Source organism: Lacibacter cauensis, assembly GCF_007830055.1.
Classification (GTDB): Bacteria; Bacteroidota; Bacteroidia; order Chitinophagales; family Chitinophagaceae; genus Lacibacter; species Lacibacter cauensis.
This window is the reverse complement of the sequence record NZ_VLLE01000003.1, coordinates 1,046,387-1,070,312: the sequence shown is the minus strand read 5'-3', so window position 1 is coordinate 1,070,312 and position 23,926 is coordinate 1,046,387. Positions and strand designations below refer to the sequence as shown.

Annotated in this window: 23 protein-coding genes; 4 read left to right on the top strand and 19 right to left on the bottom strand. The window is 41.5% G+C overall.

What is annotated here, in order from left to right; all coding sequences use genetic code 11:
- Nucleotides 1-6 precede the first annotated feature (6 nt).
- The 7 genes from IQ13_RS09910 to IQ13_RS09880 form a co-directional block, all read right to left on the bottom strand.
- Complete coding sequence (locus tag IQ13_RS09910) at nucleotides 7-1,557, bottom strand: RagB/SusD family nutrient uptake outer membrane protein (RefSeq protein WP_144886179.1); 1,551 nt, start codon at nucleotides 1,555-1,557, stop codon at nucleotides 7-9.
- A gap of 22 nt (nucleotides 1,558-1,579) precedes the next feature.
- Complete coding sequence (locus IQ13_RS09905) at nucleotides 1,580-4,840, bottom strand: TonB-dependent receptor (protein ID WP_144886178.1); 3,261 nt, start codon at nucleotides 4,838-4,840, stop codon at nucleotides 1,580-1,582.
- A 212-nt stretch (nucleotides 4,841-5,052) separates the two neighbouring features.
- The gene (locus tag IQ13_RS09900) at nucleotides 5,053-6,150 is read right to left on the bottom strand and encodes a FecR family protein (protein WP_144886177.1); all 1,098 of its coding nucleotides are present in this window, start codon (nucleotides 6,148-6,150) and stop codon (nucleotides 5,053-5,055) included.
- A 68-nt stretch (nucleotides 6,151-6,218) separates the two neighbouring features.
- Nucleotides 6,219-6,806 carry an RNA polymerase sigma-70 factor gene (locus tag IQ13_RS09895; protein WP_144886176.1) on the bottom strand — a complete coding sequence of 196 codons (588 nt, stop codon included), beginning with the start codon at nucleotides 6,804-6,806 and terminating at the stop codon, nucleotides 6,219-6,221.
- 103 nt (nucleotides 6,807-6,909) lie between these two features.
- On the bottom strand, nucleotides 6,910-8,049 hold the full coding sequence (gene tgt / locus IQ13_RS09890; RefSeq protein WP_144886175.1) for a tRNA guanosine(34) transglycosylase Tgt: 1,140 nt from the start codon (nucleotides 8,047-8,049) through the stop codon (nucleotides 6,910-6,912).
- A gap of 75 nt (nucleotides 8,050-8,124) precedes the next feature.
- On the bottom strand, nucleotides 8,125-8,331 hold the full coding sequence (locus IQ13_RS09885) for a helix-turn-helix domain-containing protein (RefSeq protein ID WP_144886174.1): 207 nt from the start codon (nucleotides 8,329-8,331) through the stop codon (nucleotides 8,125-8,127).
- A gap of 3 nt (nucleotides 8,332-8,334) precedes the next feature.
- A complete protein-coding gene (locus IQ13_RS09880) occupies nucleotides 8,335-8,886 on the bottom strand; it encodes a DUF2975 domain-containing protein (RefSeq protein WP_199758221.1) in 552 nt (183 codons plus the stop codon).
- A 149-nt stretch (nucleotides 8,887-9,035) separates the two neighbouring features.
- Between IQ13_RS09880 and IQ13_RS09875 the strand changes: the two genes are divergently transcribed.
- From IQ13_RS09875 to IQ13_RS09865, 3 genes are all read left to right on the top strand, one after another.
- Entirely contained in the window at nucleotides 9,036-10,244 is a 1,209-nt protein-coding gene (locus IQ13_RS09875) for a glycosyltransferase (RefSeq protein ID WP_242009523.1), read from the top strand.
- On the top strand, nucleotides 10,235-10,882 hold the full coding sequence (gene rsmG, locus IQ13_RS09870; protein ID WP_144886173.1) for a 16S rRNA (guanine(527)-N(7))-methyltransferase RsmG: 648 nt from the start codon (nucleotides 10,235-10,237) through the stop codon (nucleotides 10,880-10,882). The genes IQ13_RS09875 and rsmG overlap by 10 nt, the downstream gene beginning before the upstream one ends.
- 102 nt (nucleotides 10,883-10,984) lie before the next feature.
- On the top strand, nucleotides 10,985-11,638 hold the full coding sequence (locus tag IQ13_RS09865; protein ID WP_144886172.1) for a response regulator transcription factor: 654 nt from the start codon (nucleotides 10,985-10,987) through the stop codon (nucleotides 11,636-11,638).
- 171 nt (nucleotides 11,639-11,809) lie between these two features.
- Here the strand turns inward: IQ13_RS09865 and IQ13_RS09860 are convergent, their stop codons facing one another.
- From IQ13_RS09860 to IQ13_RS09830, 7 genes are all read right to left on the bottom strand, one after another.
- Complete coding sequence (locus IQ13_RS09860; protein ID WP_144886171.1) at nucleotides 11,810-13,696, bottom strand: M1 family metallopeptidase; 1,887 nt, start codon at nucleotides 13,694-13,696, stop codon at nucleotides 11,810-11,812.
- An 86-nt stretch (nucleotides 13,697-13,782) separates the two neighbouring features.
- Nucleotides 13,783-14,232, bottom strand: coding sequence for a PepSY-like domain-containing protein (locus IQ13_RS09855; RefSeq protein WP_144886170.1), 450 nt, complete (start codon nucleotides 14,230-14,232; stop codon nucleotides 13,783-13,785).
- An 89-nt stretch (nucleotides 14,233-14,321) separates the two neighbouring features.
- Nucleotides 14,322-14,987 (bottom strand): 16S rRNA (cytidine(1402)-2'-O)-methyltransferase, encoded by a 666-nt coding sequence (rsmI, locus tag IQ13_RS09850; RefSeq protein WP_144886169.1) that lies wholly within the window; start codon nucleotides 14,985-14,987, stop codon nucleotides 14,322-14,324.
- Nucleotides 14,988-15,065: 78 nt separating this feature from the next.
- The gene (purS, locus tag IQ13_RS09845; RefSeq protein WP_144886168.1) at nucleotides 15,066-15,311 is read right to left on the bottom strand and encodes a phosphoribosylformylglycinamidine synthase subunit PurS; all 246 of its coding nucleotides are present in this window, start codon (nucleotides 15,309-15,311) and stop codon (nucleotides 15,066-15,068) included.
- A 15-nt stretch (nucleotides 15,312-15,326) separates the two neighbouring features.
- Entirely contained in the window at nucleotides 15,327-16,088 is a 762-nt protein-coding gene (locus IQ13_RS09840) for a CDP-alcohol phosphatidyltransferase family protein (protein WP_144886167.1), read from the bottom strand.
- Nucleotides 16,089-16,136: 48 nt separating this feature from the next.
- Entirely contained in the window at nucleotides 16,137-16,493 is a 357-nt protein-coding gene (locus IQ13_RS09835; RefSeq protein ID WP_144886166.1) for a four helix bundle protein, read from the bottom strand.
- A 67-nt stretch (nucleotides 16,494-16,560) separates the two neighbouring features.
- Complete coding sequence (locus tag IQ13_RS09830) at nucleotides 16,561-17,850, bottom strand: aminopeptidase P family protein (RefSeq protein WP_144886165.1); 1,290 nt, start codon at nucleotides 17,848-17,850, stop codon at nucleotides 16,561-16,563.
- Between the two features lie 291 nt (nucleotides 17,851-18,141).
- Here IQ13_RS09830 and pckA point away from each other — a divergent pair, with 291 nt between their 5' ends.
- Nucleotides 18,142-19,746, top strand: coding sequence for a phosphoenolpyruvate carboxykinase (ATP) (pckA, locus tag IQ13_RS09825; protein WP_144886164.1), 1,605 nt, complete (start codon nucleotides 18,142-18,144; stop codon nucleotides 19,744-19,746).
- Nucleotides 19,747-19,808: 62 nt separating this feature from the next.
- On the opposite strand, the gene IQ13_RS09820 is transcribed toward pckA, so the two are convergent.
- The 5 genes from IQ13_RS09820 to IQ13_RS09800 all read right to left on the bottom strand — a co-directional run bounded on the left by IQ13_RS09820 (nucleotide 19,809) and on the right by IQ13_RS09800 (nucleotide 23,922).
- Nucleotides 19,809-20,216 carry a hypothetical protein gene (locus tag IQ13_RS09820; RefSeq protein WP_144886163.1) on the bottom strand — a complete coding sequence of 136 codons (408 nt, stop codon included), beginning with the start codon at nucleotides 20,214-20,216 and terminating at the stop codon, nucleotides 19,809-19,811.
- Nucleotides 20,217-20,237: 21 nt separating this feature from the next.
- Nucleotides 20,238-20,873, bottom strand: coding sequence for a deoxynucleoside kinase (locus tag IQ13_RS09815; RefSeq protein WP_144886162.1), 636 nt, complete (start codon nucleotides 20,871-20,873; stop codon nucleotides 20,238-20,240).
- A 95-nt stretch (nucleotides 20,874-20,968) separates the two neighbouring features.
- Entirely contained in the window at nucleotides 20,969-21,973 is a 1,005-nt protein-coding gene (gene trpS, locus IQ13_RS09810; RefSeq protein WP_144886161.1) for a tryptophan--tRNA ligase, read from the bottom strand.
- A 110-nt stretch (nucleotides 21,974-22,083) separates the two neighbouring features.
- The gene (locus IQ13_RS09805) at nucleotides 22,084-23,415 is read right to left on the bottom strand and encodes an OmpA family protein (protein ID WP_158637363.1); all 1,332 of its coding nucleotides are present in this window, start codon (nucleotides 23,413-23,415) and stop codon (nucleotides 22,084-22,086) included.
- Between the two features lie 90 nt (nucleotides 23,416-23,505).
- A complete protein-coding gene (locus tag IQ13_RS09800) occupies nucleotides 23,506-23,922 on the bottom strand; it encodes a septal ring lytic transglycosylase RlpA family protein (protein ID WP_144886159.1) in 417 nt (138 codons plus the stop codon).
- Nucleotides 23,923-23,926: the final 4 nt, after the last annotated feature.

Sequence of the window (23,926 nt, the reverse complement as noted above, 5' to 3'; positions counted from 1 at the left end):
ATCAAATTAATAACCGGGATTCTGTGTAAGCTTACCCGCACTTAAATCGATTTGTGTTTGCGGAATTGGCAACAATACATCACGACTGTTACTGAAATTGGTTTTACCTGCAGCCTGCAACACATCTTGCGCAATACCCCAACGTACAAGATCAAAGAAACGATCGTGCTCCATTGCCAGTTCAACACGGCGTTCTTTACGGATAGCTTCACGCAACAATGCCTGATCGGTTGTTGTTACATCGGGCAATGTACCTGCAGGAGCACCTTGTCTTGCTCTTGCCCTTACAGAATTTAATGCTGCCAATGCAGCAGTGGTATTAGCAGCACCGCCCACTTCATTTGCTGCTTCTGCATACATCAATACAACATCGGCATAACGCAACAACCGAACGTTCATCCAGTAACCGAAACGGTTACCGATAGATGTACGTAACGATGGATTGCTGTACACTTTATTGTTGTAGCGGGGATTAGGTAAACCAACAGGTGTTGTTTCACCATAGATAGTTAAGCCCGGCGTGGTAGATGTGCTTGTAAACAAAATCGTTCTTGCCTTACGTGGATCGTTGGGCTCGTATGCCGCTACCAGCTGATCGCTTGGTGTGTTCCAGCCCCAGCCAAGATCCCAGATGCCTGCTCCACGTATACCCTGTATCTGCGCATATTGTACACCGTTATTAGAAGGAATGGCAGCAGTTGCTGTTGCCTGTACTTCAAATACCGATTCTTTGCTGTTCTCTCCTTCTTCTCTAAAAATGCGATCATACGGCGTTGAGAGATCGTACTGACCCGATATCATAACACTGTTGGCTGCAGCCATTGCAGAAGCCCATTTCTGTTGGGTGAGATATACTTTCGCCAGTAAACCATTTGCTGCTCCTTTGGTGGCACGGCCTACAAAGCGACTGTCCCAGCTGAGTGGCAATACCGATGCTGCGAATGTGAGATCGTTTTCAATAAACGCATAGATCTGCGCTGCTGTACTTTGTGCCACGTTATTTTGTGCAGCAGGATCGCTGAACAATGTATCAATCAATGGCACACGACCAAAGAAACGTACAAGATTAAAATACGCATAAGCACGAAGGAAACGGGCTTCACCAAGTGTTTGCTGTTTTACTTCGTTGCTTGCAATAATGCTTGTATTGGTATTGATTTCTTTAATGGTACTGTTGCAACGTGTAATGAGTGTGTAATTACCCAACCAGAGTGTATTACAAAAACCATTGCTTGCTGCTACCGGAAAATTATCCATGGTAATGGCATTGGTACCACCATCAGTTGGTGTACTTCCTTTATCGGCATCATCACTGCGGATGCTGGTAGCAGTTATGAACGATTGGCTGTGCAGGTTAAAACTACGCAGCTCGTTATATGCACCAAAAATAAACTGATCGTATGGACCGGAACCTCCGGGATAAGGATAATTATCTTCGGTATAAGCTCCCTGCCGGTTTGTATCGAGAAATCCTTTACAACCGGTTGCTGCAAGTACAACAACTGCAGCAAACAGAGCTACCTGTATTTTTCTTGTTAAAGGCATGAATGATTTCATATTTCGAATGTTTTAAAGTCGTTTAAAAAGTTACATTAATGCCGAGTGAATAAACGGATGGTACAGGATATGCACCGTTATCGGCACCGCCGCCAAGAATACTTCCGATCAATGGTTCAGGTGAGTAACCTGTAACACGGCTCCATGTAGCAACGTTTTGACCACTCAGGAATACTCTCGCTTTTTTAATACCAACCTTGCTTAATGCAGATTCATTAAATGTGTACCCGATCTGTAACAAACGGATACGGAGATAATCGCCTGGTTCAAGGTAATACGTGCTCATGAGGAAGTTGTTGCCTCTTGTGTTATCCATAATCGGTTCAATGTTCGATGTGCCCGGAGCTGTCCATGCATTTAAACGGTTGGCTTCAAAATTCAATGTAGCAAACGTAGAAGTGCGGCGTTGGGTGTAAATGCTATGCCCTGCTGCACCCTGCATTTCTATTTGAAAATCGAGGCCTTTGTAACCAAGACTTAATGAACCACCATAGCTGTATGGAGGAAATGGAGTTCCGATATATCCACGATCATTATCATTCAATACCCCATCACCATTGCGATCGAGATAAGCAATATCGCCGGGTAATGATGTTACAAAAGCAGGTTGCTTTGCCAGATCGGCTGTTGATTGATAAATACCTGTTTGTGTATAACCATAGAAATAACCAATCGACTGACCCGTGTTGGTGCGGTTTACACCACCATTACCGGTAATCGTAAAGTTGAAATTATTACCGATAGAGTTAACCACGTTCATATTGTAACTGACGTTGGCCGATACGCCGTAAGTAAGATCCTTACCAATACGATCGTTCCATCCTGCAGTTAATTCAACACCCCTGTTGGTGATCTTACCAAGATTGGTGAAGTAGCTGCGTGTTTCGTTTGGTAACGTTACACCGGTAAGAATATCTGTTGTTGTACGATCGTAGAATGTAAACTCTGTATTGAGCCTGTTATCCAATGCACGTATATCAAACCCTACATCTAAACCACGTACCGTTTCCCAACGCAGTTTCGGATCGGGAATGTAAGCTGCCTGGATAGACGTGTAAATATTATCGCCAAAAATTGCAGTAGATGCATTTTGAATACCGGGGCGCCACAAATCATCAGCAAAGCCATTGGCATTACCGGTTAAACCCCAGGCACCACGTATTTTCAAAAAGTCGATTCCTTTTACATTTTTGAAAAAGTCTTCATCACTTACAACCCAACCGGCACCTACACTACCAAACGTACCCCAACGGTTTTCAGGAGCAAACTTCGAGCTGCCATCTCTACGGATGGTTGCATTTAACAGGTACTTGCCTTTGTACGTATAACTTACTCTTGCAAAACCACCGGCAATTGCACTTTCGCCGCCGCCACCACCATTGGAAATGGGGTTGTTTACATTAATAACACCGAGGTACCAGAAATCAGGATTATCAGGAACGTTAACCGATGTATCTCTGCGGAAACCATTTACAAATGAACTGCGGTTATAGATGGTCGTTACACCAGCTACTGCATTAATCGTATGCCCGTTGCCGATACGCTTATCGTAGCTCAATGTATGATCCTGCTGGTAACGGCGTGATTCGCTTTGCTCTTGCGATACCGATGTACGGATGGAGTTATCAACCGTAGTTGTAGTTGCCGCTGTACCTTCTCCAAGATTTATAAAACGATAAGGCAAGCGGTTAAAGCTGCGCCCTGTAAAGAAACTCAGATCGGTGTACACAACTGACTTCCAGGTAAAGCTTTTCAAAAACTTTACTTCGGCAAACAAACTACCAATTACACGAAATCCATTTTCAATAGAACTGCGGTTATTCCTGTTAAGTGCAGCAATGGGGTTACCAACCTGCGCACGCTGGAACGATGGCATACTGTAATATGTATTGGCATCTGCCTGTACAGGTACAATTGGCGCAGCCCACAAGGCATTGGTAATGGATGCAGCCGGCGGATTGTTTTTGTAATGATAACCGCTGATATCGCCACCTACTTTAATATTCTTTGAAATGCGGATCTCTTCATTTAAACGAACAAGATACCGCTCAAACTGATCGTACTTTAACACACCTTCCTGGTTGGTATAACCAATGTTGAGGTAAGTGGTTGTTTTTTCTGAGTTGTTTGATACGCTGAGGTTATGTGTTGTAATAACAGCATCCTGTAACACCAGGTCCTGCCAATTGGTATTAGCAGTATAGTTGGTATAATCGAATGGAGCTGCATTAAGATTCGCCAGTTGTGCAGTATATAATTTTCTAAACCCTGCTGCATCGGTTAAGGCAATTTTATGTTGTACCGTTTGTATACCTACCGAGCTTTGCAGGTTGATGCGTGTTTGTCCACGTGCTGCTTTTTTCGATGTAATAGCAATTACACCATTAGCACCACGCAAACCATAAATTGCAATAGACGATGGATCACGCAGGATGTCGATTGTTTCAATATCAGCTGGATTGAGAAAATCGATGTTATCGTGTAAAATACCATCTACCACATATACCGGACTTGCACTGTTGGTACTGTTGATACCACGAATACGTACCACCGGTGCAGCACCAGCTCTACCTGTGTTCGAGATAGTTAAACCGGGCACTTTTCCCTGTAAGGAAGCAATAGGATTGGTTGCAGGCATTTTGGAAACTTCATCGCCTTTAATAGAAGAAACCGATCCGGTTAAATCACGCTTGCGTTGTGTACCATAACCCACCACCACTACTTCGTTCATGGTTTGTGTGGCAGGCTGTAAAACAATATTAATAACCGGACGGCCACTCACTTTTTCTTCTGTAGTTGTATAACCTACCGAAGAAAATATAAGTACAGCATCATCGGGTACTGTTAAACTGTAAGTACCATCGGCATTGGTGGTAGTACCAATTGTACTGTTGTTTAATGTGACCGATACCCCTGCCAGCGGTTCGCCTGTTGAAGCCGTAACTTTACCTGATACCGTTACTTCTTTCAGTTCCTGTTGCGAACCTGTTTCTTTTAACACTACAAGATTTGTATTAAGTATCTGGTAACCTAAACCGGTATTGCTGAGTACCAATGATAACACCTGGTTAATATCGGCATTCTCAACTTCCACCGATACTTTCGGTTTTCCTTTTACCAATACTTCATCAAACAGGAACCGGTAATCGCTTGACTTTTCAATTGCCTGCAGTACTTTTTTCAACTCAACCGTTTTCATTTTCAGGCTTATTTTTTCCTGCGAATACGTATGAGCCGATACATGCAGACAAAAAACCGTTAACAATAGTGTCGTTAGTTTCATAATCAATAACAGCTTTTTTGATAGCTGATCTGTTTTAAAAACAGACCCTGCTCCTTTTTTTTTCATAATTTCCATTTGAAAGGTGAATAACGATGTCTTCCGCCCGGGAGACAGTTTCAATCTTTTACTACCGGCGGGGTTCTGTTGCAGCAGAGCTCCGCTTTTTTAATTGTTATCAGGATGTGTTGTGGCAAAGCATTGTGCAGTAATCGTTATGGGTTTATGGTAATCGTGTTGTTAGTGCGTTTATACCGGAAACGCCCCGTTATACTCAGGGCTTCCAGTGCCTGGTCGATATTTTCGTTTACGAACGAGCCCGAAATACGTTTATCCAGCAGCTCTTCTGTTTGAATGTTGATTGTTACATTGTACCAACGTTCCATCTTCCGTGCAATTTCCTGTAACGGTTCATCATCAAACACCAACCTGTTTTGTACCCACTGTATTTCGTTAATAGTACTGTCGTTACGGTTAGGTTTAATGGGGTTGATAGAAATTACCGGTTCGGGTTTTCCGGTTGATGCATTTTCCCTGTTACCGGCAGGATTATTTTCAACAATCAGTTTTTCGTTGGGTGTAAGAATAATCTTGTCGTTCGATCGGTTCTTGATCGTTACTTCAATCAACCCACGAATTAAACTTGTTTCTGTAGTGGGATCTTTGGGATAGGCTTTTACATTAAAGGCAGTACCTACTACCTTAATATCAATCGTGGGCGTGTGAATAACAAAAGGCTTTTCTTTGTTCTTCACCACATCAAAAAAAGCTTCGCCACTCAATATCACATCACGGGTTTGGGTACCAAAGTTTTCATCGTATTTAATTTTACTGCCTGCATTTAACCATACCACAGAACCGTCGGGCAATTGCACTTTGGTGCGGGACCCGTTGTTGGTTGTTATTTCGTTGGGTTCTTTAACGGCAACGACTTTACTGCCGGATTTCAGTTGAGAAGAAAATACAAACACAGCAGTTAAAATAGAGGCAGCAACGGCTATGCTGATGTAAATTTTTCGATAGGCCGCAAAATGAGAAGTTCGGGGTTGCTCTGCTTGCGGGTAAGCGTAAAGCACATTATCCTCAAAACCTACTCCCTGCTCCTTCATGCGTTGTACATGCAGGAGATAAGCGTCTTCCTCGTCAGCTGTGTTTGTATCTTTTTCCGATGCCCAGATATCAGCAAGATTTTGTGCAGCATACTGCCATTCGGGGTGTTGTTGCATTAACTGCTCCAGCTCCGTCAGCTCTTCCGGGCTGGCTTCGCCTGCAATCTTTTTTGAAAGTAAAATCCAATACTGTTCCTGGCTCATGAAAATAGATGTCGTTTCTTACTAAGTAAGACAACACAACTATTCGTTTACCCCTAAAGTCGGTGAAATTATTTTTTAAAAAAATTTGCGCTTTCTTTTACAGGCAGCTGCAGGTGCATGCATTGGGCCATACGTCGCATGGCAATGGCCATTTGCGCTTCTACTGTTTTTACAGAAATGTTGAGTAGCTCAGCAACTTCCCGGTACCGCAAACCGTCTTCTTTAATTAACAGGAAAATAAGCCGGCAACGGGCAGGCAGTTCATCGACAGCTTTGCGAATGCGTAAGATCGTTTCCTGCGAAATCATTAATTGCTCAGGATTAAACGATACACTGTTCAGCGGTACCAGCCATTGGCTTGCATCGGCGGCTTCCTGCCGTTTTTGTTTGGCCAGTACATTCAATGCCCTGTTTTTTACTGCTGTATAGATGTATAACAAAGGCGATTCGATGGCAGTTAACTCCTGCCTTTTTTGCCAGAGATTGATAAATACATCCGATACGACTTCCTCTGCATCATCGTTCGATTTTAAAATGCCGTAGGCAAAACGAAGTAAAGGTTTGTGTAAACGGATAAACAACCTGCGGTAAGCCTGCTGGCTGTTCTGCAATGCAATTTCACTAAACAGTTCTTGTATTTGTTCGGTTTCCGTCATAACCGCAGGTAATCGTACCTAAAAGTATAACCTTTGCGTTGTTAATACTGCAGAAAATTTAAAATTAAATTTTCTGCACTTACAGTTCGCACAATTATACTTTTTACAACCTTGTTTTCAACACAGGCACCAATTCATTCTTCCAGCTTACAAAGTCGCCTGCGAGAACATGCTTACGTGCTTCTTTTACCAACCATAAATAAAATGCGAGGTTGTGCACACTTGCTAATGTAAGCCCGGTAATTTCTTTTGCTTTGATGAGGTGTCGCAGATATGCTTTACTGTAGTAGTTGCTGATATGACAATCGATACCATCATCCAATGGAGAAAAATCTTTCTCCCATTTTTTATTATCGATATTGATAACACCTTTGCTTGTAAATAACATGGCATTACGTCCGTTGCGTGTTGGCATTACACAATCGAACATATCTACACCCAATGCAATACACTCTAAAATATTCCACGGTGTACCAACGCCCATGAGGTAACGTGGTTTTTGGATTGGCAATTCATCACAACATAACTCGGTAAACTCGTACATCATTTCTTCGGGCTCGCCAACACTTAAACCACCAATGGCACAACCGGTTAAATTAGTATTGGCAACAAATTGCGAAGATGCTGTACGCAGATCTTTATACGTACTACCCTGCACAATCGGAAACAGGTTTTGTGTATAGCCGTACTTATCGGGAGTGTTATGAAAATGCTTGATGCAACGCTCAAGCCAGCGGTGTGTTAACTCCATCGATTTTTTGGCATAGGTATAATCGCTCGGGTAAGGCGGACATTCATCAAAGGCCATCACAATATCTGCTCCAATGCTACGCTGAATATCCATTACGCTTTCGGGTGTAAACAAATGCTTGCTGCCATCAATATGGCTTTGAAACACTACACCTTCTTCCTTGATTTTTCGATTACCGGCTAATGAGAAAACCTGGTAGCCGCCGCTGTCTGTTAAAATAGGGCGATCCCATCCGTTGAATTTATGCAAACCGCCTGCTGCTTCCAGTACTTCTGTACCCGGACGTAAATACAGATGATACGTATTACCTAAAATAATCTCTGCTTTTACTTCGCTCTTCAACTGCTCAACCGTAAGCGATTTTACACTGCCCACTGTACCCACCGGCATAAAAATGGGTGTTTGAATTGTTCCGTGATCAGTAGTAATCTCTCCTGCTCTTGCTTTCGATTGCGGATCGGTATGTTGTAACTGAAACTGTAATGCGGCCATAAGAGCGCAAAGATAGTACAGACGACAGACAACGGACAACAGACTGCAACTGCACTGCTATTCCATATTCACGACTTAGGACTCCACATATTCCAATATATCTGCAGGCTGGCAATCGAGTACTTTACAGATTGCTTCCAGCGTACTGAAGCGGATGGCTTTTGCTTTTCCCGTTTTTAATATAGAGAGATTGGAAAGCGTTAATCCGACTTTTTCCGATAGCTCATTCAGCGACATTTTCCGCTTCGCCATCATTACATCTAAGTTTACAACAATGGGCATAGGCTATACGGTTAAATCGTTTTCGTTTTGAATTTCAATTCCTTTTTTAAACACCTGTGCAATTACAATCAGCACCACAGCCATAAACAACCATACATCAGCACCATCAATATTCAGTAAGTGTTCCTGAGGCATGGCTATTCCCTTTTTACTGAACCATTTCATTTGTCGTATACTCCACATCGAAAAAAAACCTGCTCCTAAACAGAGATAAGCAATATTCAACACCACACGTGTAACGGCTGCATTAAATGGTTTGTCGAGGCTGAACTTTTTGTCGTAAAACATTTTTACAAGCAGGTAAAAGATCATCGCCTTCATTACAGCTACCGTAACTACTAAACTCATCTGTGCCACAAAGTGCCCCTTATCATAACTATACAGTTGTGAAAGATCCGCTCCGTTCCAGAAATGTTCTGCTACGATAGGTTTGTACATGGCGTACACTGTGTTAAATAGGAGCGCCCCCGCCTCGATACATAAACCGATAAAAATGATCCAGGAAAGTATTTCCAATACTTTTAAAATGTGGCTGGTTGTAATTCTGATTTCCATAAGCTGTGTTTTTATTGACTCGACAAATATCAATATAAATTTATTGAAAAACAATAAATATTTAAAATAAATAGGAAAATTCTGTCTCTTATTCTTACACAGGCTATATAAAGATTAGAAAAACAAAATGAGCCAATGCATTTGCAGCTATGAAACCATATCCTCCTGCATTCATTATTTCAACGCCCACAGCTATCCAACAACCGCTATCTACTTTTATGCTATTTTCGCAGCTGCTTATGAGTGTGCACTGGCCCGAAATCGTCTTCATTGTATTTTGTTTGATAACCGCTGTACAGGTTTTTTATTACCTGTTCTTCTTCAGTCGTTTTGCGTTTTATAAAAAACCAAAGCGTGAAAGTTCCATGCAGCATGCGGTATCGGTAATTGTTTGTGCCCGTGATGAGGCGCAGAACCTCGCCGATAACCTGCCCGATGTGCTGCAACAGGATTATAAAAGCACGTTTGAAGTAGTTGCGGTGAATGACAATTCGTTCGACGACAGTAAGTATGTACTGGAATATTTATCGAAACCTTTCCGCAACCTGCGACCTATAGAGTTGAAACAGGAAGCCCGTTTAATACAGGGTAAAAAATTTCCACTGTCGATGGGTATTAAAGAATCGAAATACGAGCTCTTACTCTTAACAGATGCCGATTGTAAACCTGCCAGTAACAAGTGGATTGAACTGATGCAGGATGCATTCAGCAATGGTAAAGAAATTGCATTGGGCTATGGGGCTTACTATAAAAAACCCGGACTGCTCAACAAACTCATCCGCTTCGAAACATTTTTATCGGCACTGCAATATTTCTCGTACGCATTAGCAGGTATGCCTTACATGGGCGTTGGCCGTAATCTTGCTTACCGTAAAGAACTGTTCTTTCGTAACAAAGGTTTTTCATCGCACAATCAATTGCCGGGTGGTGATGATGATCTGTTCATTAATAAAGTAGCTACAAAAACAAATACTGCTATTGTTATAGATGAAGAGGCGTTTACGTTTTCTGAACCCAAAACAAGCTGGAGTCAGTGGCGCAGCCAGAAAACAAGACACTACAGCACCAGCAAACATTACAAAAGCAAACATAAATTCTGGCTTGGTTTGTATGCAGCTGCACATTTTTTATTTTATCCTTTACTGGTTGTTGCTGCCATCTTTTATTGCTGGTGGATTGCATTAAGCGTATTTGCGTTCCGGTTAATTGTACAAGGTATTGTGTACAGCCGCAGTATGCAAAAGCTGAATGAAAAAGATCTTATCTGGCTATACCCCTTGCTCGATATCTGGCAATGGTTTTATTATCTTTTCTTTGCAAATACTTTATTTAAAAAACCGGGTAACAATTGGAAATAGTAACGAAATATTTCGCCGACTTTTCAGAAGCACAGTTGCAGCAATTACAACAGTTAAAAGCTGTTTATACCGAGTGGAACGAAAAGATCAATGTCATTTCCCGCAAAGACATCGACAGCCTTTACGAAAAACATGTACTGCATTCGTTAAGCATCGCCGCTGTTTTTAATTTTCAGCCCGGTACACAAATCTGCGATCTCGGAACAGGAGGTGGATTCCCGGGTATTCCGTTGGCCATCTTTTTCCCGGAAGTACAGTTTCATTTAACCGACAGCATCAATAAAAAATTAAACGTGGTACGGGAAGTAGCAGCTGCTGTAGGTTTAAAAAACGTCACTACCCAACATACCCGTACCGAAGAAATAAAAGACCGCAAATTCGATTTCGTGGTAAGCAGGGCTGTAGCGCCATTAAAAGATCTGTGGAAATGGAGTGTACCCATTTTAAAAGCCAAAGGCCAAGGCAAAGCAGCTACCGCATTTGATGAACCAATGTATGGTGGACTGATTTGCTTGAAAGGTGGCGATCTTACGCAGGAAATACATGAAAGTGGTTTGCACCCACTTATTTGGGAAATTGAGCAGCTTTTTACAGAAGATTTTTTTAAAGAGAAATACGTGCTTGCTGTAAAACGTTGAGCTAAAAGCAGTAGTTTTCACCTAGCAAACGGCACTTGTTTACCGCAAATACTACCACTTTGTGGTATTTCCTCTTTTGTTCTAAATCAACAACTTTGCACTATGAATAAAATTGCTGTGTGTATTGTAGAAGATGTTACAGACATCCGTCAGGCTTTGGAGCAAATTATTGAATTAAGCGACAACTGCGTACTAGCGGCCTCCTTTTCCTCCGGCGAAGAAGCTTTGATTAAAATACCAATCATTCAACCTGATGTGGTGTTGATGGATATTGGCCTGGGTTCTACCAACGGCATTGATCTTGTAAAAGAACTGAAACCCCAGCATCCGGAAATTTTGTACATGATGTGTACCGTATACGAAGAAGATGAAAAGATCTTCGATGCACTGCGTGCAGGTGCAAGCGGTTATATTCTTAAAAAATCTTCCCCTTCGAAATTATTGGATGCAATCGGCGAACTGGTAGATGGCGGTGCGCCTATGAGCAGCCAGATTGCTTTGAAAGTAGTGAATGCATTTAAAGACATGCCCGTAGTTGAAGCAGTTGTACCTGGCGGAGATAATGAAGAAACATCGGTTTTGACAAAGAAGGAAAAAGCCGTGCTGGAAAAACTGGCGCAAGGTTTAATTTATAAAGAAATCGGTAACGAACTCGATATAAGCCCCGAAACCGTACGCAAACACGTGTACCACATTTACGAAAAGCTGCATGTAAATAACCGTGTTGAAGCCGTTAACAAGTTTTATGGTCGTTAATCCTAACATCAAGAGTAAATAAACAGGGTGCTTTTTTAAGCACCTTTTTTGTAAGCAGACCATAGTAAACAAACCCTAGACCCAGAGTTTTTCAGTTCATCTCTTACTTACCATCAATAAAAAGCGGCTGCCCGTAAACGAACAGCCGCCTATTTTAATGCCGTAGTTAACTTACCAATTTAATTCAAGCTTATTGTTTTTACGATCTACATCAGCCATCCGTTGTGTAGGATCAATTTCAACAACCTTCAAATCACGTAATGGTTTATCAAATTCAATTACATAAGTTGGGTGAGTCCATTTCCAAGCATCATGAACAATACGTGGCGTATTGTCTTCTGCCGGCTTTGCACCAAACATTAAGTAAGCAGGTATGTAATGCAGTTGCTGTGTACCGTCTTTAAACGTAAGCACCAGATCAATCGGCATGGGAATCTCTTTAATGCGTTTAATACTGATTTTTGTTTTACCGCCTTCTTCCCACAAACTGTCAATTTTATAGTCGATTGTTTTGGTACTATTCACCCAATATTCTTTATACCAGTCGAGTTGCAAACCACTTACTTTTTCTGCCACACGCATAAAGTCGTTTACATTCGGATGTTTAAAACGCCATTGCTTGTAATACTCCAGCAGAATTTTATTACGTACAGAATCGCCCACCACATAGCCCAACTGATTGAGGAATATCGCACCTTTCGAATACGATGCAATGGAATAGGCAAAGTTGGTATTGAAATGATCGGCATGCGTAGTCATTGGTTCTTCCAATCCACTTTTTACCAAGGCAAAGTAGGCGTTGTAATTATCGTAATGATACTTTGGCAACTTAGTATCGTTGTGTGTAGTACCATTCTTCTTTGGCATTTCAGTAAAATAATAATCTGCAACCAGGCCGGTAGCATAATCAGTAAAACCTTCGTCCATCCATGCATATAAACTTTCATTGGTACCCATCAGCATCTGGTACCAAGTATGCATCCACTCGTGAAACACTGTACCAACGCCCGGACCTGCAAGCAAAGTAGCCATCGGGTATTCCATACCACCATCGCCACCTTGTATAAATGAGTATTGTTTGTAAGGATAAGCACCAAAATTCTTTTCGATAAACGGCATTACAGTTACAGCAGCATCTGCCACTTTTTCCCAGGCCTCATCATTTTTGGCATCGTTCGGTTTGTAATTATACAATACATGAATAGTGCGGCCACCACTTACCTGACGGGCTATATGCTTGTATTCTGCATCTGCAGCCCACACAAAATCATGCACGTTTGGTGCTGTAAACTTCCAGGTAAGTTTTTCACCTACCGGACGAACTACTTTAACACCCGGAGCTTCATAACCATACCCTATCTGATTAGCATTGGTTAAATAGCCTGTACCGCCAATAAGGAAATTTTTATCGATGCTGATGTTTACATCAAAATCGCCCCACACCCCATAAAACTCACGTGCCACATAAGGATTGGGATTCCAGCCGTCGTTATCGTATTCGCATAATTTCGGATACCATTGACTCATGGAAAATTTCACACCATTGGCTGCATCTCTTCCGCTCCGACGTACCTGTAAAGGCACCTGCGCCTCCCACTCCATTTCGAGTACCACCTTTTGCTTTGGTAAAATAGGTTTACTTAGTTTAACTTCCAGTATAGTTTCATGCTCAATGGTTTGTTGCACTACACCGTTCATTTTAAGCACTTTTACTTTCTGGTAACCGATTTCATTTTCTTTCAGATTAAGAATACGATCTCGTACACGACCATCCCAATCGGGTCGGTTGCTTACCATCTTTTTTCCAAGCTCACGGCTGCGTGTATCCATCATACTGTTTGGCTGAAATGCATTCCAGTACAAATGATAAAACACTTTATCTAAGGTGTCGGGGGAGTTATTGGTGTACTCAAGTTTTTGCTTTCCGGTGTAACGGTTCGTGGTTACATCCATGTCAATATCCATTACATACTTTACACGCTGCTGCCAACGGTTGGTTTGTGCAAAGGTTGTAAACATGGCCAGGAAAGCGGCCAGCGTCCAAACAGTTTTCTTCATGCTCAAAAAATTTGAGCCGTAAATATCCTGAAAAATCCTGTTTGGAAAAGCTTAAATGATGAGCGGAGGAGAATAGGCTATTTTGTTTATAGGCTTAGCAACTCTTCATATAACCTGCCCTTAACATCAAACACTAATTTCTTTTTATTGAGTGCTGATTTTTGTACGATGATAAAATACTCGTTGGCATTTTCTCTTGGCTTTGTAACAGCAACTACATCTTTCACCGGCCAGTCCTTATACTTGCTTTTATTAAAGCCTTCCTGTACAACTTCGGGCAAAGCTTCCATTTTTACCTGTTCTTCTGTACTCACCCAATCACCCTTAGGTGCATAGTTTGCTTTCAGTTTTCGATCGCCTAACGTAAACCGTACAGAATGATTATCCAACCCGTTTGTCCATTTCAAATCCTGTGCATCGGGATATTGCTTGTCGAAGGTTTGCTTTACAATATCAGGAACAGAAAATAATTGCTGTGCGTCAACAGTAAAATTGATCAGCATAAAGGAAAGCAGCAATGAAAAAATCAATTTCATAATTCAACATTTTATGCTGCAAGTTACGCAGCTATTTTGCCGCAAATTGTTAAGAGTACGTTGAATGTAGTGAGAGAAAATAAAGACGGCTATTCTTTGCCGGCAACAACCATAACAATTTCGCCTTTCACCGTTTTTGCTGCGAAATAATCGTGTACTTCTTTTAATGTACCACGTTTGTTTTCTTCGAACTTTTTGGTGAGTTCACGACTTACTGAACACAAACGCTCTTCGCCAAAATACTGCATCAGGTCGGCTAATGTTTTTACAAGACGATAAGGCGATTCGTAAAAAATCATCGTGCGTTCTTCTTCGGCTAATTGTTTCAGGGCCGTCATGCGTCCTTTCTTTTGCGGAAGAAATCCTTCAAATACAAAACGGTTGGTGGGCAGGCCGCTGTTAACCAGCGCAGGAACAAATGCTGTTGCACCCGGTAAGGTCTCTACCGGTATTTCGTTTTGTACACACGCACGTACTAATAAAAAAGCGGGATCGCTGATGCCCGGCGTTCCGGCATCGGTTATTAAAGCAATCTTCTTCCCTTCCTTTAACTGATCGATGAGGTGTTGCACAATTTTATGTTCGTTGTGCTGGTGGTAAGGCGAAAGTGGCTTTTGTATATTGTAGTGATTCAGTAAAACCGAACTGGTACGTGTATCTTCTGCAAGAATAACATCCACCTCCTGCAATACTTCCAATGCACGAAGTGTAATATCCTTGAGGTTACCGATGGGAGTTGGAACAAGAATCAACATGAAACAAGTATGAGGTAAGAAGTACGAGGTACGAAGTGTTCAGGTTCTACTTGCTGCTTCTTACCTCTTGTATCGTGTTTAGTTCACAGAAATTTCGTATTGCTCCATTACCGGATTGGCAAGGAGTTTTTTAGCCGCTTCTTCAGCAATGGCTTTTGCTTCATCTGCAGTAGCAGCATCAATCTGCATGCTGATGTTTTTACCAATGCGTACATCTGCCACACCTTGTAAGCCTAAATTGCTCAATCCGCCCATAACGGCTTTCCCTTGAGGATCTAATAAATCTTTCAGCGGCATTACTTTTACCTGAACTGTGTACGTCATTGTAGTATAATTAAATTATGAGATTTGTTTACGAAGCAGCAAAGATAAAACAACGTAGGTTAAATAAATGAGTGGAATAGCCGCCCATTGAAAAACAATTGCCAGCACAACAGCCAGAACCAACAGAATTACTTTCGGCTGATTGTTTTTGAAGCTGTAATCTTTAAACTTCAGGCTCATGATGGGTAAATCGCTTACCATCAGGTAGCTGATCAAAACTGTAAAACTGTACAATACCCAGCGGTTAAGGATAACATCTGTAAGGTTCCAGCTGTTATACCATATGACCAGCGGCAATGCTGCCACTGCAAAACCGGTTATCGGCGTTGGCACCCCCCGGAAAGAAATGCTCTGGCGCTCGTCGATATTAAATTTGGCCAACCGCCAAACAGCACAGCAGGCTATGAGCAACGCAGGTAACAGCATCCAGATAGAAGTATCTAAAGCCGACTCTTCCTTTAAATAACTCATGCGCAAAAGCTGGTACATAATCATGGCAGGAGCCACACCAAAGGTTACCGCATCGCTCAACGAATCGAGCTGCTTGCCCATTTCGGAAGAGGCCTTCATCAGTCGTGCAAGAAAGCCATCGAGAAAATCGATGATGCCTGCTGCAAAAATGAAGAAGGAAGCATAGGCCAATTTCTCTGGCATATTTATTTGAAAGCTACCAGCTTCTGTTGCAATGATCGACTCTCCCGGCTGCAGAATAAGTATGATGGCGATACAACCACAAACGAGGTTGAGTAATGTAAAGAGATTGGGAATTTGTTTCATGTTTAGTCTACAGTCGACTGTTTACGGACCACAGCCGAACGTTTTAAATTAATCATTCAATGAATTAATAAGGGCCTGAATCATTTTTACTAAGCTTTCTATCTGGCTATACAATTTTGAAAACAGTTCATCTTTTACATAACCTCTACGTTTTGCTAAATACAAACATCCAACTACTTCTAAAGCCGATCTGTTTGCAATCGAAAGAAACCGTTTGAACTCTGCATTTGATAAGCCTGTTGAACCTTCAACGATGTTAAGTGACACCGAATTACCCGCTCTTCGCATCTGGCTTGATAACGAATACAATTCGTATGCAGGAAAATCCTTCACCAATAAATCAATTTCATCAGTAAGTTCCAATGACAATTGCCACACTTTCAGATTTTCAAACTTAAACGCCATACTATTCTTTAAGAACTTAAAAAATCAGAACCAGCTATCGTCTGTCGACTGTCAACCATCGTCCGATTTATTTCGTCATCAATGCTTCTATTTCTTCAACGGTAATAGGAATATTCTTCATCAGATCTTTGTTACCATTCTTCGTGATCCAGAAATTATTTTCAATACGCACACCCATTTGCTCTTCTTCAATATAAATACCCGGTTCAATGGTAAATACCATACCTGCTTTAATGGGTTGGGTTTTTGTACCCAAATCATGTACATCAATACCAAGATGGTGCGAAATACCATGATACAGATATTTACGGTAAGCTCTGTTCTCTGCATCTTCATTCTTCACATCAGCTTTTGAAATCAACCCAATTTTGATGAATTGTTTGGTTGCCTCATCGCCTACTTTGTTGGTATAATCAACAATGGTAATGCCCGGCTTTAAAATGCCGGCAGCATATTTATGCAAATGCAAACAGGCATTGTACACTTCTTTCTGGCGCTTGGTAAACTTACCGCTTACAGGCACAGTACGTGTAAGATCGGCACAGTAGCCACCGTACTCAGCACCAAAATCCATTAATACCAACTCTCCATCTTTACACTCTTGGTTATTGCTTACATAGTGTAATGTTCTTGCACTGTCGCCGCTGGCAATAATGCTGCCGTATGCTGGCCCCGTTGAACCTTGCGATAAAAATGAATGGTAGATTTCCGCTTCAATTTCGTTCTCCAATACACCCGGCTTAATAAACTTCAGCAAACGACGGAATGTAACATCGGTTATATCCATCGCCTTTTTCATCAGCTCCACTTCATCGGCTGTTTTAATGGCACGCAGCTCCCGCATAATTTTTGCAGCACGTTGAAAACTGTGCAGCGGATATTTCTCTTTCATTTCATCAATGAAACGATAATCACGGCTGCGGATAGCCGAAGCTTTACGGTCGTTTTCGTTGCTGCTTAAATAAATATGATCGGAAAGATGAACCCATGTTTGTAGCAAAGCTTCAATACTATCTAACCAAACAATGGTTTGAATACCCGAAATTTCTCTTGCTTCATTTGCACGCAGGCGTTTACCATCCCACTTTTCTTTTAACTCATTCGGACGAACAAGCACCAACACCTGTCTGAATTTCGGATCCGGATTATCAGGAAATAAAATCACCATACTATCTTCCTGCATAACACCGGTAAGCCAGTACAGATCACTGTTTTGTTTGTATGCATGCAACGCATCACCATTCATTGGCCACTCGTCGTTACTAACAAAAATGGCAATTGAGTTCGGCAGCATTGCTTTTATAAATCGTTCACGGTTTTTTGTGAAGAGTTGAGGTTTAACGGGTTGAAATTTCATACAACAAATATTAGGGCTGCAAAATAAGGTATCGGCCTTGGCCGCCCAATTCTAATGGTCATTAATACACAGGAAGTTAAAAACTAACACACGTTTGGCGAATATTTATAAATCCTCTATTCCCTGTTAGAAATATTTTAATATCCTCCACTTTAAAATTTAGTAATTAGATTTTATCTAACTAAACCACCTAATCGTTAGAAATAATAAACACGGAATCGATTGCGGAATTTTTCTGTGAGGTTCGAAGCCTTTAATTTTGGCTCTGCCATATAACGTTAACTATTGATTATGTCGATACCAAGTGTATTCTTACCTGAGCAAAAATTGCTGAAGCTCGGGCTTACATTATCCAGCAATATCCATTACCAGCTTAGCGCTGATGAACTGACCGAGCAAACCGTAAACAGAGGCCAGGGACAATTAAACAACACCGGGGCTCTTTGTATTCATACGGGAAAATTTACAGGTCGCTCCCCTAAAGACAAATTCATTGTACAGGATGCCCTTACAAAAGACACGGTGCATTGGAACGATTTCAACAACCCTATCGACGAAAAATATTTCCATATCCTCTACAAAAAGATGATGGATTATTTAGGTACGAAAGAGGAAATATGGGTGCGTGATTCGTATGTGTGTGCCGATAAAAATTATCGCTTGAACATTCGTGTAGTAAACGAAAATGCCTGGAGTAATCTGTTTGCTTATAATTTGTTTTTACGCCCAACCGATGAAGAACTGGAAAGCTTTGAACCCGATTGGCATATTATACAGGCTCCTTCCTTTTTTGCCAACCCGGAAACCGATGGCGTGCGCAACAGCAATTTTGCCGTTGTGAGTTTTACGCACAAAATGATTTTGATTGGAGGAACGGGTTATACCGGCGAAATGAAGAAAGGCATTTTTACCGTATTGAATTATTTGTTGCCGCAACAAAAGAATGTGCTGAGTATGCACTGCAGTGCCAATGTTGGTGCAGCAGGCGATGTAGCGGTTTTCTTTGGATTAAGCGGTACCGGTAAAACAACATTGAGTGCTGATCCTGCACGTAAATTAATTGGCGATGATGAACATGGATGGGATCATGATGCTGTTTTCAACTTCGAAGGTGGATGTTATGCAAAGTGCATTGATCTTACAGAAGAAAAAGAGCCAGAAATTTTCCATGCCATTAAGCCCGGTGCATTGGTAGAAAATGTTGGTTTCTTTGATGGAAGCAATGAAATTGATTTCACCAACAGTTCCATTACTGAAAACACAAGGGTAAGTTATCCGCTGCATTACATCAGCAATGCACTGGAACCAGCCGTTGGTGGTTTACCCAAAAATATCTTCTTCCTTACCTGCGATGCTACAGGTGTACTGCCTCCTATTGCCAGGCTTACAAAAGAACAGGCGATGTACCAGTTCATCAGCGGTTATACTGCTAAAGTAGCGGGTACGGAGGCAGGTGTTACTGAACCAAAGTCTACTTTCAGTGCATGTTTTGGTGCTCCGTTTTTACCATTGCATCCTGCAAAATATGCAGAGCTGTTGGGCAAAAAAATGAATGCGCACAATGTACATGTGTGGCTGGTTAACACCGGCTGGACAGGCGGTTGTTATGGCGTTGGTAACCGTATTAAACTTTCGTACACACGTGCATTAATTACAGCTGCATTAAACGGCAAGCTGAATGATGTTGCGTATGAAACGATGCCGGTGTTTAACCTGGCTATACCAACAGCTTGTGAAGGCATACCTGCTGAAATTTTGAACCCACGTAATACCTGGAACGATAAGGCTGCCTACGATGCAAAAGCCATTGCATTGGCAGAGCAGTTTACAACGAATTTTAAAAAATATGCTTCCGGCTGCAGTGCAGATATTCTTGCTGCATCACCGCAAGTGTAAGTGGTCGTAATCGATTGTTTGCTAAGAACAAACCCCGCTATTCCTGGCGGGGTTTATTTTTATTAAGAGAATTTATTTTGCCACTCAAGTTCTTCTTTCTTTTTATACGCATACCGCTGCTTCAGGTATGTTGTATACCCATTTGCCCAAAAGATGGAAAGAATGACGATGGAATAAATTAACAGGAAAACGATGATTAACGAAAAGGAAAGTGTAAGAATAAACAGGATGTTCATCAACAACACCAATACAGTGCTACTGAACAACAGGGGTAATGTAAAGCGGCTTTTCGCCATTAAAAAAGAGAAGGCTGTGATACTGATCAGTTCCACAAACATTACTGCAAAAGCCAGCCAGTTTTCAGAACCTACTGCAAACATCTGAAACAAAGAAACAGCCGACATCAGTACGCCAAATAAACCGGCATAAAAACAAAAGCTGTTTTTACTTTCCTGTTCGATGTTATGCAATGTGCAACTGATTTTTTTGTGTTAGAATAAGCCGTACAACTGCGAATCAATTTTATTAATGATCTCGCCAAAATGCTCTTCATTTTCAGCAAACTTATTATGGTCTACATCAATCACCAGCAACCCTCCTTCTTTGTAATTATCAATCCACTTGTTGTAATACTCGTTTAACTTTTTCAAGTAATCGAGACGGATATTTTCTTCATATTCACGACCACGCTTTTGTATTTGAGCTACCAGTGTTGGTACCGATGCTTTCAGATAAATTAACAGGTCGGGTGGCGATACCATTGTTTTAAGTGTAGAGAAAAACGAATAGTAATTATCAAAATCACGTTTGCCCATTAAACCCATGTCGTGCAGATTCGGTGCAAAAATATTGGCATCTTCAAAAATGGTACGATCCTGAATCACGGTTTCTGTACCACGCTGAATTTCCAGCACCTGGTTCAAACGGTTATTCAAAAAGTAGATCTGCAGATTAAAACTCCACCTTGGCATATCCTCATAGAAATCGTTGAGGTAAGGATTATGGTCCACATCTTCAAACTGCGGAATCCATTTGTAATGCTTTGCCAGCATTTCCGTTAAAGTTGTTTTACCGGCTCCAATGTTGCCGGCAATTGCCACGTGCTTTGGTTTTTTACTTTTCGCCATAAACTTTTTTAAATGCCAAAAAAACAATCAACAAAATCCAAGAATGTTCAATGTAGATAATCTTTTTGGATTTTGGTTTTCGGAATTTGGGTTTTTTAGTAATAATTCAATCCCATTGCATCCCTTACCAATTCAATGGTTTTGTGTGCACTGATCCGGGCTTTTTCAGCACCCTGCAACATCACGTTCTTCAGGTACGCATCATCGGCCTGAATGGCAGCTGCTTTTTCACGAATAGGTGCCACAAACTTTGCCATATCCTCCCCTAACTGCTTTTTCATATCGCCATAGCGGATAACGCAATTGTTGAAATCATCCTCAAACTTCTGTACTGTATCGGGCGTACTTACCAGGCGCATGAGCTGAAAGATATTTTCAATGTAATCCGGCTTTACAGAGTTGGGTTCTGTTGGCCCCGCATCTGTTTTCGCCTTCATAATTTTTTTGCGGATGAGGTCATCATCATCTGCCAGATAAATCGTGGCATTCTGGTTTTCGCTCTTACTCATTTTGCCTGTACCATCAAGGCTTGGCACTTTCACCAACTCACCACCGAAATTAAAAGCCAATGGTTCGGGAAACACATCGCCATAACGATGATTGAAACGGTTGGCGAAATTGCGGGCCATTTCCAAATGTTGCTCCTGATCTTTACCAACAGGTACATACTTTGCACGATGCAGAATAATGTCTGCGGCTTGTAATACAGGATAGGTTAACAAGCCAGCGTTTACGTTTTCGGGGTGCTGACGAACCTTATCTTTAAACGTTGTGGTTTTTTCCAGCTCACCTTTATAGGCCAGCATGTTTAAATACAAATACAATTCTGCCGTTTCATACACATGACTCTGACAATAGAACGCTACTTTTTCCGGATCTAATCCACATGCTATGTTTTCAGCAAATACACGTCGTACGTTTTCCTTCAATTCTTTGGTATCGGGATGCGTGGTGAGTGAATGCCAATCAGCAACCATGAAATAACACTCATACTCGTTCTGCATTTTTACATAATTCCTCATTGCTCCGAAATAGTTGCCCAAATGCAGATAACCGGTGGGCCGGAGGCCACTCATCACTATCTCTTTTGTAGTACTCATATATGTAGTTGCGCTTGTTTTGTAAGTGGGCGAAGATAAAACTTGTTAACGGCAGGGCATAAAAAAATCTCCCGTTGTACGGGAGATTTTTTCGATTGATTCTATTGCAATTAATAGCTTCTCAGTTTCAGTTCTACACGGCGGTTTTGAGCTTTGCCTGCTGCTGTTTTATTATCAGCAACCGGACGATCCTGACCATAACCTGCCGATGTTAAACGGCTTTTATCAATACCTTGTGCTACCAGGTAAGCTTTTACGGCAGCAGCACGGTTTTCAGACAATGTTTGGTTTTTAGCAGCGTCACCGGTGTTATCGGTATGCCCTTCCACATCTAACTGAAGAGTAGGGTTTTCTTTCAAAATCTTCGCTACTTCGTTTAACGGAGCATATGATTTCTTCGCTAACTGATAGTTACCTGTTGTAAAGAAAATATTACGGGCTGCAAATTCAACCTTTGTTTTAATTTCTTCTTTTACTTCGGGGCAACCTGCGTTTGCAGCAATACCTGCAACAGAAGGACATTTATCTTCCTCATCATTTACACCATCCTTATCGCTATCAGGAACAGGGCAACCATTGTAGCGGGCTACACCTGCCTGCTGCGGACATTTGTCTTCTTCATCGTTGATGCCGTCTTTGTCGCTATCAGGAACAGGACAACCATTATAACGGGCTACACCTGCAACATCTACGCACTTATCATCTTTATCTGCAATACCATCTTTATCAGTATCGGGGCAACCACGTAAAGCAGCTACACCAGCCACATCAGGACAAGCATCATCCACATCTAACACGCCATCACCATCTTTATCTTTTGGTGGTTCCGGGGCAGGAGGTGGCGGAGGCGGAGCTACCTGGCGCTCCTTCAATGGCACACTAAAACCAAATGAATGAACAAGGCCATAGTTTCCTTTTGAAGTTACAGGTATACGATAACCTGTGTTTAATTGTAAAAAAGCAAAATCTGCAAAACGAAACTGTAAGCCAAGACCCAGTGGCATGTATGCCATAAAGTTTGTTCTTTCTTTTGCAGCACCAATGCCGGCTTGTACATATGGAACTACAACATAGTTATCTGGCAAAAGTTTCACGTTAAGATTTGCATCGAGTTCCAAATACAAATTATCTCCAGATCCAGGCTGTACGCTCCGGGTAGGATAGGGAAAAAAAGAAGTACCTAAACGGCCCATGAAATCAATTTGATTGGTAATCCCTTGCATGTAGTTAAGCGTTACACCAGGGCTCATCCTATTAACTTTACTGTATTGTTTGTCTCTTAAAACCGGAGCAAGCCCCCTGTTTTGAATATCTACACCTGTTTTAAAATCAAAAAGAGTAAACTGAAACCCGATAGAAGGCTGTTTCTTAAGATCCGTTTTTTGTGCAAAAGCAGCTGAACAACCGCCGATGACAAAAAGCAATAAAAGCAATTTTTTCATAATATCAATTGTTTTGGATTGAGCAAAAATAACGGTAGGTAGCATACCGATAAAATAAATTAACTCACAAAAGTGTGTCTTCTTAAAAACTTAACGGGAAACAGGCTTTTTACCCAGCACTTCAATTTTAACCCGTGTAAGCCCGCTTTTAATAAACCCAAGCTTGGTAGCAGCAGCCCTTGACAGATCAATAACCCGTTTATTGCGATGATGCAGGCGGTCGTTGATTTTGACAACAACAGTTTTACCGTTGCGCAAATTGGTTACCCGTACATAGGTTCCCAGGGCAAGAGTATTATGCGCAGCCGTGAGCTTCTGTTGACTGAAAATTTCGCCGCTTGAGGTTTTACGCCCATTAAATTTATTGGAGTAAAAGCTGGCAAGACCGTATTGAATTTTTGACTTACCTGTCGCTTTTTTGGTGGGCTTGGAGCTGTCTTGCTGTGCAATTGCTGCCACCTGTATAAACAAGAACAACAAACCCGACAGTAAAAGAGATTTTGGCATCAAT